Source organism: Stenotrophomonas sp. AN71, assembly GCF_050435725.1.
In the GTDB taxonomy this organism is placed as follows: Bacteria; Pseudomonadota; Gammaproteobacteria; order Xanthomonadales; family Xanthomonadaceae; genus Stenotrophomonas.
In genome coordinates, this window is sequence record NZ_JBNDKU010000002.1 from 153,645 (window position 1) to 169,898 (window position 16,254).

The following is a 16,254-nucleotide window of genomic DNA, read 5'->3' on the forward strand; positions in this document are numbered from 1 at the left end:
GGTGCGGCGGGTATTGCACCCGCCGCATGGATAGCCTCAGGCCGCGCGACGCAATGCGCTGTAGCGGCCGTCCACCAGTTCCTCGGCCAGGCCGAAGCTGAGCGTCATGCCCAGGCCACCGCCGCCGATGGCGTTGACGATGGTCACGCCCGATGCAGGTTCGGCAATGAATTCGCTGCCGCCATCCAGCAGCTTGGGATAGATGCCATGCCAGGTCTGTGCGATACGCGCGTCAGGCACCCGCATGAAGCGGGCCAGGTAGTCGAGTACCTTCTGGTTGATGGCGTGCTCATCGAACGGGTCATGCGTATGCGCGTAAGCATGCGAATCGCCGATGGTGATTTCGCCGAGACCGTTCTGCGCTGCCATCACGTGGATGCCCAGTTCGATCAGGTCGGCATGCTCGGCCTGGTAACGTGCCTGCAGCGGGGCGACGTCCGCGGCCTCGCGGAAGCCGGCGTAGTGCACCAGCGACAGGCCACCACACAACGCGGCCCCCAGGCGGAAGCCGGACGGCTGTGCGGCCAGGCGCAGCATCTGCAGCTTGCAGCGGGTCAATGGCGCTGCCGCATACAGTTCCGGATACAGCTGCTCGAATTCCGGGCCGCTGCAGACGAAGACCTGGTCGGCCTCGAACTGGCGATTGCCGGACCACACGCGACCGCTCTCCACCGCCGTCACCGGCGTGCGCCAATGGAACTGCACACCGTGGCACTCGCGCAGGACATCCGGCAGTGCACGAATCGCCTGGCGCGGATCGACGACCAGCTCGTCGGCATTGAACAGCGCGCCGCGCAGCTCGCGCGCGACCAGTGCTGGCGACGTCGCCAGTGCCGCGTCGCGGTCCAGCAGGTGGCATGGGCGCAGCTGCGCATTGGCCGCCGCATACTGCTGCAGCACGGCCCATTCGTCGTCGGCATGGGCGACGTGCAACGAACCGCTGGGATCGTGCCAGAGGCCGGCAGTGTCGATCAGCTCCTGCCAGATCTGCCGCGAGCGCAGCGCGCGCTCATACAGCGGTCCATTGGGCACGCCGATCGGCCAGACCATGCCGAAGTTGCGGATGGAGGCGCCGACAGCGCGTTCATGGCGCTCCAGCACGGTGACCTTGCAGCCACGCACGGCCAGTGCGCGGGCCACGGCCAGACCGACGATGCCGGCGCCGACCACGAGGGCGGTTGTGTTCTTCATGGGGGATGGACTCAGACGGAGGCGAGTGCCGGCATGCGGGCCAGGCGCAGCGCCTTGTGATGGAAGTACAGCAGGGACAACAGCAGGCAGGCACCGCCCAACAGCGACAGATGGATCACGGCACTGGAGAAGAAGCGCACCCAGGACAGTTGCAGGCCGGAAAACTCGTGGCCGAGCAGGACCAGCACGCTGCCGAGGTAGCCAAAGGCATCGGCCAGGTACATCACGAAGCCGACGTTGCCGGCCACCTTGAAGGTGGCGATCATGCGTTCAAAGAACACGCAGTTGAAGGGCACATAGGCCAGATACAGGCCGAAGCCCACCAACCCCAGCCACGCCAGCGGATGCAGCATGCCTTCGCGGAATGCCAGCGTGCTCAGTCCCGCGGTGGCCAGGCCGATGAACATCAGCACGTGCAACGCCATCAGGCCGTTGAGGTTGTTGCGGAACCAGGTCAGGCCGGCGGTCAATGCCAGCACCGCGAGCGCCACCGGCGTTTCGATGGCGGCAAACACGCCGGCGCTGCCACCGTAGCCCAGCTCGCGGAACAGCTCGGCTTCGAAGCTGTCGCGGAAATCGCGGACCACAGTCAGGCACACGTAGCAGAGGATCATCAGCGCCAGCCCCGGCAGGAAGCGGCGTACGAAGGCACGACGCTGCACACGGTCCATCGGCAGGCGTGGCGAGCGCTCGCGCAGGTCAGCGGCGTCCGGGGCGGGAATGCGTTCGAGCATGCGCACCGACACCAGCAGCAGCGGCAGGAACAGCAGTCCGCACAGGAATGGCATCCAGAACTCGCTCACGCCCTGCAGCAGCAGCCACTTGCCGACCGACTTCACCACGCCGGAGGCCATGATGAAGCTGGAGGCGAGGATCGCGCCCATCGCTTCGGTGGTCCGTCGCCCTTCCAGATAGCTGAACACCAGGCCCCAGACCATGCCCAGGGGCAGGCCGTTGAGGAACAGGAACGGGATGTTCCAGGGCGCCGGCACCAACGCAAAGCCCAGCAGGGCCAGCCAGGAAATACCTATCAGGCCCAGCAACAGGCTGGCGCGGCGCTCGGTGCGCAGTTCGCCGATCACCCGTACGCCGATGAACTTGCTGCACATGTAGCCCAGCACCTGCGCCACCACCAGCCACACTTTGTAGTCGGCGCCGAACAGATGCTGGTTGTCGAAAGAGGCGGCTGCAAACGGTTTGCGGAAGGCATACATGCACGCATAGGTGGACAGCGCGGCACTGCCGGCGAACACCGTCAGTGCCAGCGGATGCCCCTGCAGGCGCGCCCACAGCGATGCCCGGTTCATGCAGCGGCGACCGTGCCGGAACGTGCCAGGCCGAGCAGCGCCGGCAGGCAGTCGAGATGATCGATGATGTGGTCCGGCCCGTACGGCAGCAGTTCGGCACGGGTGAACGCGCCGGTGGTGACCGCCACATTCAGGCCGACACCGGCATTGCGCCCTTCATTGATGTCGACTTCGGTGTCACCCACCTTCACCACGGTCGCAACATCGTCGACGCCGGTGCGCTGCATCAGTACCTGGATCATGTGCGGCGCCGGGCGGCCCGACGGCACCTCATCGCTGGCCACCAGTGCGTCGATGCGATCGTGCCAGCCGAGTCGTTCGATGATCACCTCGGCGATGTCGCGCGAGAAACCGGTATCCAGGCCAATGCGGATGCCGTGCGTGCGCAGCGTGTCGAACAATGCCTCGGCGCCCGGCAGCGGTGCAATGCCCGGTGCATGGCGATAGCACGCGAGCATGCGCGCCACGAAGTCGGTGTGGATCGGTGCCACGCGCGGGTCATCCACCGTGGCCCCCAGCAGCCGCGCGATCGCCTGCGGCTTGGGATAGCCCATCAGCGGGCGCACGTCCTCCACCTCGATGGCGTGGCCGGCAGCGGCCATCGCTTCGGCGAAGGCATGCGCGACCAGGCCCGGGTCGGCAACGGTGGTTCCAGCGATATCAAGGACAGCAAGGCGGTAGCGCATGGCGGCAGGCAGCGTTGGGCGGAGGTGCCCAGCTTCGCCGCGCCCGGCCACGCCCTGATGACAACGGCCGCACAGGCCAGTGCACCTGTCTAGCCTGGCGACTCCTGCGCCGCCATGTGCCGCACGTGCTCGGCAGCCTGTGCGTGCAGCCAGTCGCGGAAGGCGAGAAAGCCGCGATGGCGGGCCGAGCGCTGCGGGTAGACCAGCCAATGCGGCCAGGCGGTTTTCAGGCGCTGGCTGGACAGCGCAACCAGTTGGCCGGAATCCAGCAACAGGCGCGCCCGTGTCACCCGCCCCAGCGCCACGCCCACCCCGTCCAGCGCCGCACGGTGGTGTGCCTCCGAATCATCCAGCACTGCCACGAAGCGCGGCGGCGGGCTCTGCCCACTCAACGCGAACCATTCGCCCCATGCGCCATCGGGATCACCCAGCAGCGGCCACTGGTTCAGCGGCACACGGTCGATCCCTCCCATGCGCTCGATCAGCGCCGGGCTGGCCATCGGCAGCAGCCACTCGTCGAACAGCGGTTCCACCACCAGCCCGGGCCATTGGCCGGTGCCCAGCCGCAGCGCCGCGTCGAACTGCCGCTGCCGATCGAAATCGACCAGGCGTTCGCTCGACTGCAGATTGATCTCGATCTGGGGATGCGCAGCGACGAAGTGACCCAGCCGCGGCACCAGCCAGGCCGAGGCCATCGACGGCACCGCACTGATCGTCAGCACGTGCTCGGCACGGGCCGCATAGGGCTGGAAGGCTTCGTTGATCGCGTCCAGATGCGGGCCGACCTGGTCGAGCAGACGCTGCCCTTCCAGGGTAAGGGTGACACCCCGCGCCTGGCGGATCAGCAAGGGTTGGCCGAGGCGCTCTTCCAGTTGCCGCATCTGATGGCTGAGTGCACTGACGGTCAGGTTCATCGAGGCAGCGGCACGTGACAGGTTGCCCAGCCGTGCGGCGGCTACGAAACCCTGCAGGGCATGCAATGGTGGGCGGGACATAAGGCTTGAATTTTTCTCAAGGCAAGCTTGCGGAAATGTCGCTTTTTTGCAGCCCCATGCTGCCCGTATCGTGCAGTTCACTCAAGTGGAGGCACGCTCATGAACATCTTCGGCAGCCTGTTGTTCCTGCAGGGCCACATTGCCAGCGCCGAGCTGGCCCGCCAGCTGGCCGCCCCACCAGTGCCAGCACCACCGCCCAGCAGCACTTCCGGTAGTGCCGGCCGCTGGCCGGCAGCCGCAGAATGCCCGGTCCACGAGGTTGCCAGCCAGCGGCCGGCACACCCCTAACGCTGCAGCGCTTCCTGCACGGCCGCCGCTACATCGGTGTTGTCGATGTAACTGCCGTCATTCCAGCGCACATGCTGGCGGTAACCGGCATCGACACCACGCACGCGCTTTCCAAGCAACTCCGCGCCCGTGCCCTTGGCCCATAGTGGCACCAGCGCGTTGGAGTGGTTGCCGGTAGGGCGGAAGCTCATCCCCGGCATGCGCCCGCGGCCATTGTTGCGCACCGGCGCGAAGGCCACGTTCTGCGCATCAGGGCCCATCGGCATGCTGTTGTCGTGGTCGGTAGTGACGATCAACAAGGTGTGGTCCCAGCCACCGTTGCGCTCGACCCATTCGACCACCGCCGCCACTGCGTCGTTGAACTCCACGGTTTCCTCGATCAGCCGGCCGAACTGCGGCTGGTCGCTGCACTGGCCATAGTGCCATTCGGTGCCGCACGCGCTGGTATGCGCCGCCCAGTCGGTGGCGCCGCCTTCCACCATCAGGAACAGGCCCTTGGTCGAACGCTGCTGCAGGAACTGCAGCGCGCCACGCGTCATGGTCGCCAGGTCGGGAACGCTGTCGATCTTCCTGACGCCGGAGGGCGTGCTCGCATCCTTGCCCAGCACCTGCAGCTGGCGCGCCTGCTGCAGCGTATTGGCCACGCGCGGCACGCCGATCAGCGGACGATCTGCCGGCAGACGGCCCTGCGCCAGCGCGGCGAACTCCTCCTTGCCGCGGATCAGACGCCACGGGCCGTCCGGGTTTGCGCCGATCGTGCTGCCCGCTTCCAGCTGCTGCCAATCCTGCTGCGAAACCCATTCCCACGGGTTCGCGCAACCTTCTTCCGGCGCGGCGGCACGGTCTGCGCTGCAGGCACGGCCATCAACACTGTAGCCAGGGCCACCGGTACCCATCACCAGGTCCAGGTGGCCCTGCGCCAGCATCTGGTGCGCGATGGCATGGTAGTTGTTACGCGATTCGTTCTGCGCGGCGAACGCCGCAGGTGTTGCATGTGCGAACGGCACCGAGGTGACCACGCCGGTGGCCATGCCCAGGCGCTTGGCGCGCAGCGTGTTGAACTCCACGGGTTGGCCATCGTTGTTGTAGTTGATGGCGTTGTTGTAGGTCTTGATACCCGCCGACAGCGCGGTGCCCGCCGCTGCGCTGTCAGTCGCCACCGCCGCCAGGTACTGGTAGCCGACGAAGGGCAGATCCGGTGCCGGCACCGGCGTGTCATCCCACGCCTTCGCAGCGTCATAGCTGAGGGTCTGCACGGTGTCGCGCGTCGGCTGGCTGCTGGAGTTCAGCGGAAAGGTGGTCATCGCCAGCTGCTGGGGGAAGTCCGCGTACGGCGCACCTTCGCGGCTGCCGTACTGCCAGTAGGCAGCGGCATCCCAGGTGCCCCAGCCGGCGCCGTCGTTGATCATGACGATCACGTTGTACGGTTGGACTTCGCCAGAAGGCGCCGAATCGGCGCGCAGGTTCGGCTGGCAGCCGGTGAGGGCGGCCAGGACCATCAGCAAGGAGGCATGCCGCCTGCGGCGTGGGAAAGGTGTGGTCATCGTGCATCCTGTCGAGCCACCGGCGGCCCGCGATAACGGAGTGTTATATAGTTTCATTGTTGCAGCTTCGTGCAGGCGACACCGGCTACCCTGCGCAGATCCCGTTGCCATCGCTGCACCCATGTCATTCTCTTCCCCGCCGCGCCCGCCGCTCTCCGCAATCACCGTGGATGCTGCGACCTGCGCGGTGATCCACCAGCACAACGCCGAAGCCATGCGACCACCGGCATCGCTGACCAAGCTGATGACGGCCTATGCCGCTTACGAATGCGTCCAGGCGCAACGCCGCCGCTGGGACGAGGCCGTCACCATCGCCGCCGATGACGTGCACGCCGTAGCCGAGGATGAAACGCGCATGGGCCTGGTGCCCGGCGAAACGGTCGCCTTGGGACGCCTTCTGGAAGGGCTGATGATCATTTCCGGAAATGACGCTGCGCTGGCCATCGCGCGCCATCTGGACGGATCGCAGACTGCATTCCTGGAACGCATGAACCGGCACGCGCGCCAGCTGGGTTTGCGCAGCACGTGGTTTGCCAGCGTCTCCGGCATCACCACACCGAAGCATGCGTCCAGCGCACACGACATGGCGGTGGTGGCCGCCCGCCTGCTGAACGATCATCCGCAGATACTGGCGATCACCGCGCAGCGCGCGTTCGCACATGGCAGCTTCAACCGCAACAACCAGAACGCCCTGCTTGGCGAAGACGGCGTGGATGGATTGAAGACCGGCTACACCCAGGCCGCAGGCTTCTGCCTGGCCGCCACCGCATGCCGGGCAGTGCCCGGGCGGGACCGGCCGGTACGCCTGATCAGCGTGGTGCTGGGCTCTGAAAGCCGCGACGCGCGCGACGCACTGGTGCGCGATCAGTTGGCGGCAGGATTTGCCGCGCTGGCCGGCGGCTGACCGCTCCTGTGGCTCAGCGCCGCTTGACCGTGGCCACAATCAAGCGCTGAAGCTCCGCCTCGGCGTCGGCCTTGTCCAGCGCGCCAGCAGCCACGCCCTCTGAAAGGGTTTCAGCCGCACCGAGGATCGCCCAGCGTGCCGCCACCGGCAGCGTACCGCCGGTGGCGAACGGGCCCAGCCAGGCCGCGCAGTGGTCGATGAAGTCCTGCTGGTAGCGCCGGCGCACCTCGTACAGTTCAGGTGCGCCGACCAGCGCCGCGAGGATGCCCTGCACTTCACTGCCCTGACTGAGCACGCAATCGATGTAGCCGGAAGCAATGGCCGCCGCACGATCGGCCAGCCGCGCCCGGGCATTGCCGATGCGATCGTTGAACACTGCGGTCTGCCGGCCGTCATAGTCGTCGTACAGCGCAGCCAGCAGGCCATTACGGGTCACGAAGTGGTCGTACGCCACCGGCTTGGTCACGCCTGCCGCTTCGGCCAGCCGCCCCAGCGTCAGCGCGTCGGTGCCTTCTTCGCCCACCAGCGTCCACGCCACGTCCAGCAACTGGCGGGCGCGTTGCTCGCGGGTCAAACGACGGCGCGTGGGTGCGGTGTTGGCAGGCATCGGCGGAGCACGTCGATCAGCTCATCGGAGTACCGATTTTACGGCCGATCTCCAGCGCGGTCTGCAGATGTGCATCCGCCGCCCCCGTGTCGGCCTCCAGCAGCAGCTCCGACGACATCACCCGCGCGCCGCAGTAGTCGAAAATGCCCATGTCGATCTGGGTCTTCATCGCCGCGCCATAGCCGCGCCGCTCGATCATCTCCGCACCTGCGCCACCGATACCGACCAGATGCACGCGCAGGCGCTGCAGCTTCTTCTGCACCTTGCCATCGGCGCCATCCTGGTAGGCCCAGCCCTGGGTGAATACCCGATCGATCCAGCCCTTCAGCAACGCGGGGAACGACCACCAGTACAGCGGATAGACCAGTACCAGCGTGTCGGTGGCATCCAGGCGCGCGTGCTCGGCGGCGACATCAGCCGGTATTCCTCCCGTGCCACGGAACAGCGCCTGGTCCTGGGGGCTGAAGCGCGGGTCGAAGCCCTCGGCCATCAGGTCGGCATAGGCGACGATGTTGCCGGCACCGGCAGCGCGGATGGCGCCGCCGATGTGCTGGCCGATGGCGTGGGTCAGCGAGCCCGGCTCGGGATGGGCAATGACAATGAGGCTGTGCATGGGAAGGGGATCTCCAGGAATCACTACTTACCAATAGTAAGTAATGATTCCTGCGACACCAACGCCATCGATGGGACGCTGTATTCATACCCCGTATAGTGCGTCGGTTTCCCATGGAAGACGGACGATGCGCCGAAGCCTGTTTGCCCCGTTGCTGGCCCTGCTGGTGGCCATGAACGTAGTTCCCGCTTTCGCTGGCGAGCTGAGCCCTGACGACTCGGCAGCACTGCGTCAGGACGTGCAGGCGATGCTGACTGCGTTCGGCCGCGGCGATGCCGAGCTGATCATCGCCCGCACCCATCCCAGCCTGAAACGGCTGGCCGGCGGTGATGAGGCCTATGCGCAGGCAACCCGTGGCATCGTCAAGGAACTGCGCAAGGCTGGCGTTGCCATCATCAGCGACGAAGCCGGCGTACCCGGCCGTACCTATGCCGCCGGCGAAGAAGAAGTCTGCTTCGTACCGCGCCAGTCACTGCTGCGCGTTCGCGAAGCACCGATGCGCAGCACCTCGTTCATGGTCGCCGTACGCCGTGTCGGCACGTCGCAGTGGAGTTACCTCGATGGTGCCGGTCTGCTCGACAACCCCGCACTGCTGCGGCAGCTGCTGCCGGCGCTGGAGCCGGGCGTAGTGCTGCCGAAGGGCGACGTGGAAGCGCTGTAGCGCCGTTGCCACGCCACAGTACGCATGGCGGACATCATCCACGCGTGGCGTGGATCTACCGGAACAACGCGTTCAATGCCGCCCCGGAAGCCGCCTGCTGCAGGCCATCGAAACGACCTTCCTGCACGATCGGCAGTGTGGCCTGCATCAATCCCCCCCACGCCGCGCGGGCCAGTGCTCCACCCAGGCTGATCCGACGCACGCCGAGCGCAGCGATTTCCTGCAGACTCAGCGGTGTCGGCCCACCCACCAGCAGGTTCACCGGCTTCGCCCCCGCCGCGGCGACCACCGCGCTGATCTGCTCGCGCGTGCTGATGCCCGGTGCATACAGCACGTCGGCACCGGCGTCGGCATAGGCACGCAGACGCTGCAGCGCATCCTGCAGATCCGGCACGCCAACGAAGAAGTTCTCTGCTCGGCCCACCAGCAGCACGCCACCACCGGCACGGTCGATGGCATCCCGGGCCGCACGCAGGCGCGCCACTGCGTCGTCGATGGGCCGCAACGGTGCGTCGGCCATGCCACTGGCGTCCTCGATCGACAACGCGGCAACGCCGGTGTCGATCGCCGCACTCACCGCCTCGGCCACCTGCTGCGGAGTGGCGCCAAAACCATCACCGAAGTCGGCATTCAGCGGCAACGCCGTTGCACTGACCATCACCCGCAGATGTTCCAGCGTTGCCTGCAGTGAAACGGCGCCATCCGGTCGCCCCTCGCTCCAGGCGCAACCTGCGCTGGTCGTGGCCAGGGCCTGGAAGCCCTGCCGCTGCAGGTAACGTGCACTGCCTGCATCCCACGGGTTGGGCAGCACGAAACACCCCTGTGCGTGCAGCTGGCGGAAGGTCGCGCGCCTGCACGCGATGTCGGCGTTGGACAACGTCATGACGGACTCCAGCACGGTACAGCATCACCCTATCCCGGCCACCGGCCCCGCTCAATGCCGGCGACGCGGTGGCGACCCTCCCGGCCGCGACGCCTCCCGCTCCGGGCCGCATGAGGTGATGCTTCCTGCTTATTGGACCGTGCCCGGCCTGCTGCACCAGCGTGCCGGTTCCGCCCCGCCACATGTCACAACGGAGCCCCTCATGCCCGCACAACCGCACGTCCCCGCCGCCCCCCTCATCGACGCCGGTGACGATGACGCCCAGTGGGCCGATCTGCTCTCGCCTGCGCGCCGTCGCCTGATCGCCTCCGCCGGCGTGGCGGTGGGCGGCCTGGCTGGCGCCGCCGCCACGGCGGCCCCGCGTGACGACGGCGCCGTGAACACCACCGAGCCGGGGCGCCCGGGCTTCCGCGCCATCGTCCCGCCGCCAGCAACGGGACACAGCCCCTGGGGCCAGGCCACCGCCAGCGAGGCCACCCCGCGCCCGGCCAGCGTGCGCCCCGGCGAGGCCACGCTGCCCACCCGGCCGCGCGCCTACACCGACATCAAGAGCTATCACGCACACATCTACTTCGATGAGGACAGCTTCGAGAAGGCCGCGCTGCTGCGGCGCTGGGCCGCCGAGCGCTTCCCGGTGGAGCTGGGCAACTGGAACCTGGAGCCACGCGGCCCGCACGTCACGCCGTCGTTCTACTTCGGTTTCACCAACGACCTGCTGCCGGTGCTGGTGCCGTGGCTGCAGCTCAACAGCCTGGGCCTGACCATCCTGATCCATCCCAATACCGGCGACGGCCGCGCCGACCATCTCTACTACGCGTTGTGGGTGAACCGGGCGCAGCCGGTGAACGCCTATACCTGGCCGGTACCGAAGCCGGGCGAGCAGGAGCCGCTGGAGGAAGTGTTCCCGAACGTGGTGCCGTCTGTGCCGTTGGAGACCTGAGCAATCGAGCCGCCATCCACGCATGGCGTGGATCTACCGCACCAGGGCCCATTACGGCATCCGTCATTGCCCGGCCTGGCCGCCATCGTCGGCCTACGTGCACGCATCCCCCGCCAGCACGGCGTTCAGCGCGCCTTGATCCAGCGCCCGCCATACGGCCACAAGCCCTTCGACGAATTTCAAACGAACGATTGAAACACTGCAAACTTCGCCGAACTGGACAGCATCCGCCGCTTCCGCCAGACTGCCGCCCTTTCCCGTCTTCCGGATCCCATGGCGAAGCTGCTGGTCCTGCATGGCCCCAACCTCAACCTGCTCGGCACCCGCGAGCCGGAGGTCTACGGCCACACCACGCTGGCCGATATCGACCAGGCCCTGGCCGCCCAGGCCGCCGCCGCCGGTCACGCCGTGCAGAGCCTGCAGTCCAACGCCGAACATGTGCTGGTGGACCGCGTACAGGCCGCACGCAACGACGGAACCGCTTTCATCCTGATCAACCCCGCCGCCTTCACCCACACCTCGGTCGCCCTGCGCGATGCGCTGGCGGCGGTGGCGGTGCCGTTCATCGAGATCCACCTGTCCAACCCGCATACCCGCGAACCGTTCCGCCAGCACAGCTACTTCAGTGACAAGGCGGTGGGCGTGGTGTGCGGCTTCGGTGCCGACAGCTATCGCTATGCGATGGACGCTGCGCTGCTGCGCGTGCCGGCGGCCAGCGCGTGAACGTGCTGCCGCGCGTGCTCGCCGGCGTTGTGGCGTGGGCCAGCCTCTGCGGCGGCGCCATGGCGCTGGACCGCAAGGATGAAGGCATCGACTGCGCCCATCCAGTCACCACGATGGAGAGCGACCTGTGCGCCTCGGACGTGGCCGCAGCCGCTGATGCCGAACTCAATACGGTCTATGCACAGGCGCGCCGCCAGCTGCGCGCGCCGGCCAACGGTGGCAGTTGCAGCTACTGTGGCAACGCCGAACAGGAACTGGTGCTGGCCCAGCGCGCCTGGATACAGCTGCGCGACCACGACTGCAACGCGGTCTATGCCCTCAATTCCGACGGGACGGCGCGCAACGGCGCACAGATGCGCTGCCTGATCACCCTCGCGCGCGACCGTACGCGGCAGCTGCGCGAGTTCTACGAACTGCTTTGACCCGAGTGCAACCGCGCTCCCCACCACACTGACATCAAGAGCAAAGAGGCCACCATGGATCTCCGCAAAATCAAGAAGCTGATCGACCTGCTGGAAGAGTCGAACCTGGCTGAAATCGAAATCAAGGAAGGCGAAGAGTCCGTGCGCCTGTCGCGCGCCCCGGTCGCCGGCTATGCCGCTCCGATCGCCGCCCCGATGTATGCCGCCCCGCCCGCCCCGGCGCCGCAGGCCATGCCGATGCAGTCCCCGACCGAGGCCTCCACCGGCGGCACCGCCAAGCCGGGCCCGGCACTGCCGGAAGGCCACGTGCTGCGCTCGCCGATGGTCGGCACGTTCTACGCCTCGGCCGCGCCGGACAAGCCGGCCTTCGTCACCGTTGGCCAGCAGGTCAAGGAAGGCGAAACCCTGGCCATCATCGAAGCGATGAAGATGTTCAACCCGATCGAAGCCGACAAGTCCGGCACCATCGTCGCCATCCTCGGCGAAAACGGCCAGCCGGTGGAGTTCGACCAGCCGCTGTTCGTGATCGGCTAAGGGGCGGACGCCATGCTCGACAAAGTCGTCATTGCCAACCGAGGGGAGATCGCGCTGCGCATCCTGCGCGCGTGCCATACCCTGGGCATCCGCACGGTGGCCGTGCACTCCACGGTCGACCGCAACCTCAAGCACGTGGCCATGGCCGACGAGTCGGTCTGCATCGGCCCCGCACCGTCGCCACAGAGCTACCTGAACATTCCGGCGCTGATCGCGGCGGCGGAAGTGACCGACGCCCAGGCGATCCACCCGGGCTACGGCTTCCTGTCGGAGAACGCCGACTTCGCCGAGCGCGTGGAAGAGTCCGGCTTCATCTTCATCGGCCCCAAGGCCGACACCATCCGCATGATGGGTGACAAGGTCGAAGCCATCCGCGCGATGAAGTCCGCCGGCGTGCCGTGCGTGCCCGGCTCCGGTGGCCCGCTCGGCGAAGACATCGTCGCCAACACCAAGATCGCCCGCGAGATCGGCTACCCGGTCATCATCAAGGCGGCCGGGGGTGGCGGTGGCCGTGGCATGCGCGTGGTACACGCCGAAGCCTCGCTGAAGACCTCGATCGAGACCACCAAGAGCGAGGCCAAGGCCGCGTTCGGCAATGGCGAGGTCTACATGGAGAAGTTCCTGGAGAATCCGCGCCACGTGGAAATCCAGGTGCTGGCCGATGGCCAGGGCAACGCCATCCACCTCGGCGAGCGCGACTGCTCGATGCAGCGCCGCCACCAGAAGGTGGTGGAAGAAGCACCGGCACCGGGCATCACCGCCGAACAGCGCGAGCAGATCGGCAAGGTGTGCACCGAAGCCTGCGTGCGCATCGGCTACCGTGGCGCCGGCACGTTCGAGTTCCTGTACGAGGACGGCCGCTTCTACTTCATCGAAATGAACACCCGCATCCAGGTGGAGCATCCGGTCACCGAAATGGTCACCGGTATCGACCTGGTGGCCGAGCAGCTGAAGATCGCCGCCGGCCAGAAGCTGTCGATCAAGCAGAGCGATGTGGTGCTCAGCGGCCATGCCATCGAGTGCCGCATCAATGCCGAAGATGCCGAAACCTTCGTGCCGAGCCCGGGCACCATCACCGGCTTCCATCCGCCGGGCGGCCCCGGCGTGCGCGTGGACACCCACATCTACAGTGGCTACCGCGTGCCGTCGAACTACGATTCGATGATCGGCAAGCTGATCGTGCATGGCCCCGACCGCGAAACCGCCATCGCCCGCATGCGGGTGGCGCTGAGCGAGATGGTGGTGGATGGCATCAAGACCAACATCGCCCTGCAGCAGCGGATCATGCGCGACAAGGGCTTCCAGGCCGGTGGCCAGAACATCCACTATCTGGAAAAGCGTCTTGCCGAGCGCAAGAGCAAGCCGATCGCACTGACCTGATCGGCTGCAGATGCTGGACATGAAAAGGGCGGGGATTTCCCCGCCCTTTCTGCTTTTCTGCGGTAGCGCCGGGCCATGCCCGGCGGCGTTCCATTGCCGACGTCCACCCGTCGTCGGGCATGGCCCGGCGCTACCGGTGTGGCGTCAGCGCGCGTCGGCTGCCGTCGCCGGAATCTGCGAATTGACCAGTGGACGCACGCCATTGGGCGAAGTCGGGTCGACGATCACCATGGTCTCGGTGGAACCATCGGGCCACACCACCTGGAAGGTGCTTCCAGCCGGCAATGATGCGAACGGCATGCCGCTCTGCGCGCGATAGACCGCAGCCACCTGGCTGGCACCGGCGCGGCGTATGTCTTCCTGCGCCTTCACCGTGGTCAGCTCCACCTTCGACAGATGCCGGTAGCGATCCTCGTAGGTATCGATCATCAACAGCCCGACCGCACCAGCCGAGTAGGCCACGAACAGCGCCACCCAGAACCAGAACTTGGCCCCGTGCAGGAATCGACGGTAGTTCATCGCCCGTCCCTCTTTCCAACCAATCGCCTGATCCATTCCTTCATTTTCCCAGCACCTTGCCGCGAAACCGCAGCGTCATACACCAAATCCCGGAAATCCTGCGCTCCATCCTGCGAACAGATCCCTCCATTCGCACAAAAATTGTTGACCAGCACGCTGTCCGCTCCACACGGTAGACCGAGTTCGCAGGCCGCAAGCCGCCATGCAAGTTCACTGAGCTGCTCGCCAGCCACCAGGCCGTCGAACGCGCGATCACCCGCGGCACGCACGCCCATGCCGGGCGCGATGGCCATGTAGGCTTCCGGGTCGCGCGAAGTGCGCACGCGCTCGACCAGGTCACGCCGGTACGCGGCGCTGTCATGCAGCGGCTCACCCTCGGCGAACAGCGACGCTTCGGCGGCCAGGTTGCCCTGCGCAGCCGCCTTGCGGCGTTCGGACAGCACCAGCGCCGCGCCCAGCTTGTCACCCGGCACGAATCCACCGCACCGTTGCGCCACCCGCTCGCGCGCTTCGACCATGGCCGGTGCCGCGGTCAGCCCCAGCCCGCTCAGTACGTTGTTGTCCAGCCGGTAGCCGCCGGGATCAAGCGCGTACTGCGCGCAATAGTCATACACGCGGCTGAGCATCCAGCGCGCCTCGTGGTTGCCGGTGTCGGCCTGCGCGCGCAGGCGCTGCGCGTAGGCATACAGGTCGCTGGCATCTTCGATGTCGGCGCGCAGGTCCAGCGGCAGGCCCGAAGGCAGCGCATCACCGCGTTCGAAGGCGGCCAGGCGGCGCGCCAATGCCTTGGGCACCACCGGCAGTACTGCGTTGCTGTCGCCGGAGGCCACCGCTGCCGGCAGGTCCGACGCAGCGACCGGCCCCGCCCCAACATGGCCACTGGCCCGATAGCCGGCCACGCCCAGCACGGCCACCGCCGGCAGTACGAGCAACCAGGTTTTCAGGGTCGGAGCGAAGGCCATCGGCGGCGGTGAGTGTTCACGGCACACAGGAAAGCGCCGAGTTTAGCAAGGCCCGGCAGACCTGTCTGAACCCGCTTCGTTCATCTCAGTGCGGCATCTCAGACAATACGGAGACGCCACGATGGTCTAGCATGGCCCCCTTTCCCGCGATTGCCCCCACCGCCATGCCGTTCCTGGAACTGACCCTGCGTTGCACCGAAGCCACCCAGCCCCGCTATGAGAATGCGCTGGAGGACGTTGGCGCACTGGCCGTGACCCTGCTCGATGCCGAGGCCGATACCAGCAACGAACAGGCCATCCTCGAACCGGGCGTGGGTGAGACGCCGCTGTGGGACACCCTGGTGCTGAGCGCACTGTTCCCCGCCGACGCCAACGCGCTGTTGCTGCTGGCCGCCCTGGAAGCCTTCGACCCGGAGCTGGACTGGAGCAGCGGCAGCTTCCGTGCGGTCGAGGACGAAGACTGGGAGCGCGCCTGGCTGGACCAGTTCCAGCCGATGGATTTCGGCAGCCGGACCTGGATCGTGCCGTGGAACCATGAACTGCCGGACGCCACACAGGCGGCCGATGCTGCCGTGGTGCGGCTGGACCCGGGCCTGGCATTCGGTTCGGGTACCCACCCGACCACCGCACTGTGCCTTCGTTGGCTGGACCAGTTGGCGGTGGACGGCCTGCTGCAGGGCCAGCGCGTGCTCGACTTCGGTTGCGGCTCGGGCATCCTCGCGCTGGCAGCGCTGAAGCTGGGTGCCGCCGAAGCCATCGGCGTGGACAACGATCCGCAGGCGCTGATCGCCACGGCCGATAACGCCGAACGCAACGGCGAGCAGGCGCACATGCATGTGTACCTGCCGCAGGACGAACCAGTCGCCACCTACCCGATCGTGGTCGCCAACATCCTTGCCTCCGCACTGGATGCACTGGCCGAACTGCTGGCTGCGCGCGTCGCAGGCGGCGGACGCATCGCCCTGTCGGGCATCCTGCATGGCCAGGAAGGCGAACTGCTGCAGCGCTACGCGGCATGGTTCGACGACCTGCAGGCCACCCAGGACGGCGACTGGATGCGCATCACCGGCGTGCGCCGCGCCTGATCGTGGTTGA

Annotated in this window: 19 protein-coding genes; 9 read left to right on the forward strand and 10 right to left on the reverse strand. The window is 67.0% G+C overall.

Features of this window, described 5'->3' with window-relative positions; all coding sequences use genetic code 11:
- Window positions 1-36: 36 nt before the first annotated feature.
- The 4 genes from ABH900_RS04415 to ABH900_RS04430 form a co-directional block, all read right to left on the reverse strand.
- Window positions 37-1,191, reverse strand: a complete 1,155-nt coding sequence (locus ABH900_RS04415; protein WP_429621676.1) for a TIGR03364 family FAD-dependent oxidoreductase — start codon at window positions 1,189-1,191, stop codon at window positions 37-39.
- An 11-nt stretch (window positions 1,192-1,202) separates the two neighbouring features.
- Window positions 1,203-2,498, reverse strand: coding sequence for a DUF5690 family protein (locus ABH900_RS04420; RefSeq protein ID WP_429621678.1), 1,296 nt, complete (start codon window positions 2,496-2,498; stop codon window positions 1,203-1,205).
- Window positions 2,495-3,184, reverse strand: a complete 690-nt coding sequence (locus ABH900_RS04425) for an HAD-IA family hydrolase (RefSeq protein ID WP_429621680.1) — start codon at window positions 3,182-3,184, stop codon at window positions 2,495-2,497. The genes ABH900_RS04420 and ABH900_RS04425 overlap by 4 nt, the downstream gene beginning before the upstream one ends.
- 89 nt (window positions 3,185-3,273) lie before the next feature.
- The gene (locus ABH900_RS04430) at window positions 3,274-4,179 is read right to left on the reverse strand and encodes a LysR substrate-binding domain-containing protein (protein ID WP_429621682.1); all 906 of its coding nucleotides are present in this window, start codon (window positions 4,177-4,179) and stop codon (window positions 3,274-3,276) included.
- Window positions 4,180-4,278: 99 nt separating this feature from the next.
- Between ABH900_RS04430 and ABH900_RS04435 the strand changes: the two genes are divergently transcribed.
- Window positions 4,279-4,467 carry a hypothetical protein gene (locus tag ABH900_RS04435; protein ID WP_429621684.1) on the forward strand — a complete coding sequence of 63 codons (189 nt, stop codon included), beginning with the start codon at window positions 4,279-4,281 and terminating at the stop codon, window positions 4,465-4,467.
- On the opposite strand, the gene ABH900_RS04440 is transcribed toward ABH900_RS04435, so the two are convergent.
- Window positions 4,464-6,011, reverse strand: coding sequence for an alkaline phosphatase (locus ABH900_RS04440; RefSeq protein WP_429621686.1), 1,548 nt, complete (start codon window positions 6,009-6,011; stop codon window positions 4,464-4,466). The genes ABH900_RS04435 and ABH900_RS04440 overlap by 4 nt on opposite strands.
- A gap of 121 nt (window positions 6,012-6,132) precedes the next feature.
- Here ABH900_RS04440 and ABH900_RS04445 point away from each other — a divergent pair, with 121 nt between their 5' ends.
- Window positions 6,133-6,915 carry a D-alanyl-D-alanine carboxypeptidase family protein gene (locus tag ABH900_RS04445; RefSeq protein ID WP_429621688.1) on the forward strand — a complete coding sequence of 261 codons (783 nt, stop codon included), beginning with the start codon at window positions 6,133-6,135 and terminating at the stop codon, window positions 6,913-6,915.
- A gap of 13 nt (window positions 6,916-6,928) precedes the next feature.
- On the opposite strand, the gene ABH900_RS04450 is transcribed toward ABH900_RS04445, so the two are convergent.
- Both ABH900_RS04450 and ABH900_RS04455 read right to left on the reverse strand, forming a co-directional pair.
- On the reverse strand, window positions 6,929-7,522 hold the full coding sequence (locus ABH900_RS04450) for a TetR/AcrR family transcriptional regulator (protein ID WP_429621690.1): 594 nt from the start codon (window positions 7,520-7,522) through the stop codon (window positions 6,929-6,931).
- A gap of 16 nt (window positions 7,523-7,538) precedes the next feature.
- Complete coding sequence (locus ABH900_RS04455) at window positions 7,539-8,135, reverse strand: NAD(P)H-dependent oxidoreductase (protein WP_429621692.1); 597 nt, start codon at window positions 8,133-8,135, stop codon at window positions 7,539-7,541.
- A gap of 127 nt (window positions 8,136-8,262) precedes the next feature.
- Here ABH900_RS04455 and ABH900_RS04460 point away from each other — a divergent pair, with 127 nt between their 5' ends.
- Window positions 8,263-8,796: a hypothetical protein gene (locus ABH900_RS04460; RefSeq protein ID WP_429621694.1), complete on the forward strand. Its 534-nt coding sequence runs from the start codon at window positions 8,263-8,265 to the stop codon at window positions 8,794-8,796.
- Window positions 8,797-8,851: 55 nt separating this feature from the next.
- Here the strand turns inward: ABH900_RS04460 and ABH900_RS04465 are convergent, their stop codons facing one another.
- The gene (locus tag ABH900_RS04465) at window positions 8,852-9,679 is read right to left on the reverse strand and encodes an isocitrate lyase/PEP mutase family protein (protein ID WP_429621696.1); all 828 of its coding nucleotides are present in this window, start codon (window positions 9,677-9,679) and stop codon (window positions 8,852-8,854) included.
- Window positions 9,680-9,881: 202 nt separating this feature from the next.
- Between ABH900_RS04465 and ABH900_RS04470 the strand changes: the two genes are divergently transcribed.
- The 5 genes from ABH900_RS04470 (at window position 9,882) to accC (ending at window position 13,678) form a co-directional block, all read left to right on the forward strand.
- On the forward strand, window positions 9,882-10,619 hold the full coding sequence (locus ABH900_RS04470; RefSeq protein ID WP_429621698.1) for a DOPA 4,5-dioxygenase family protein: 738 nt from the start codon (window positions 9,882-9,884) through the stop codon (window positions 10,617-10,619).
- 273 nt (window positions 10,620-10,892) lie between these two features.
- Window positions 10,893-11,342 (forward strand): type II 3-dehydroquinate dehydratase, encoded by a 450-nt coding sequence (gene aroQ / locus ABH900_RS04475; RefSeq protein ID WP_429621700.1) that lies wholly within the window; start codon window positions 10,893-10,895, stop codon window positions 11,340-11,342.
- Window positions 11,339-11,764 (forward strand): lysozyme inhibitor LprI family protein, encoded by a 426-nt coding sequence (locus ABH900_RS04480; protein WP_429621702.1) that lies wholly within the window; start codon window positions 11,339-11,341, stop codon window positions 11,762-11,764. The genes aroQ and ABH900_RS04480 overlap by 4 nt, the downstream gene beginning before the upstream one ends.
- 54 nt (window positions 11,765-11,818) lie before the next feature.
- Entirely contained in the window at window positions 11,819-12,298 is a 480-nt protein-coding gene (gene accB, locus ABH900_RS04485) for an acetyl-CoA carboxylase biotin carboxyl carrier protein (protein ID WP_429621704.1), read from the forward strand.
- Between the two features lie 12 nt (window positions 12,299-12,310).
- Complete coding sequence (accC, locus tag ABH900_RS04490; protein WP_429621706.1) at window positions 12,311-13,678, forward strand: acetyl-CoA carboxylase biotin carboxylase subunit; 1,368 nt, start codon at window positions 12,311-12,313, stop codon at window positions 13,676-13,678.
- Window positions 13,679-13,822: 144 nt separating this feature from the next.
- Here the strand turns inward: accC and ABH900_RS04495 are convergent, their stop codons facing one another.
- Both ABH900_RS04495 and ABH900_RS04500 read right to left on the reverse strand, forming a co-directional pair.
- A complete protein-coding gene (locus tag ABH900_RS04495; RefSeq protein ID WP_429621708.1) occupies window positions 13,823-14,197 on the reverse strand; it encodes a hypothetical protein in 375 nt (124 codons plus the stop codon).
- A complete protein-coding gene (locus tag ABH900_RS04500; RefSeq protein ID WP_429621710.1) occupies window positions 14,194-15,159 on the reverse strand; it encodes a hypothetical protein in 966 nt (321 codons plus the stop codon). Before ABH900_RS04500 ends, ABH900_RS04495 begins: the two co-directional genes overlap by 4 nt.
- A gap of 164 nt (window positions 15,160-15,323) precedes the next feature.
- On the opposite strand from ABH900_RS04500, the gene prmA reads away from it, so the two are divergent.
- On the forward strand, window positions 15,324-16,244 hold the full coding sequence (prmA, locus tag ABH900_RS04505; RefSeq protein WP_429621985.1) for a 50S ribosomal protein L11 methyltransferase: 921 nt from the start codon (window positions 15,324-15,326) through the stop codon (window positions 16,242-16,244).
- Window positions 16,245-16,254: the final 10 nt, after the last annotated feature.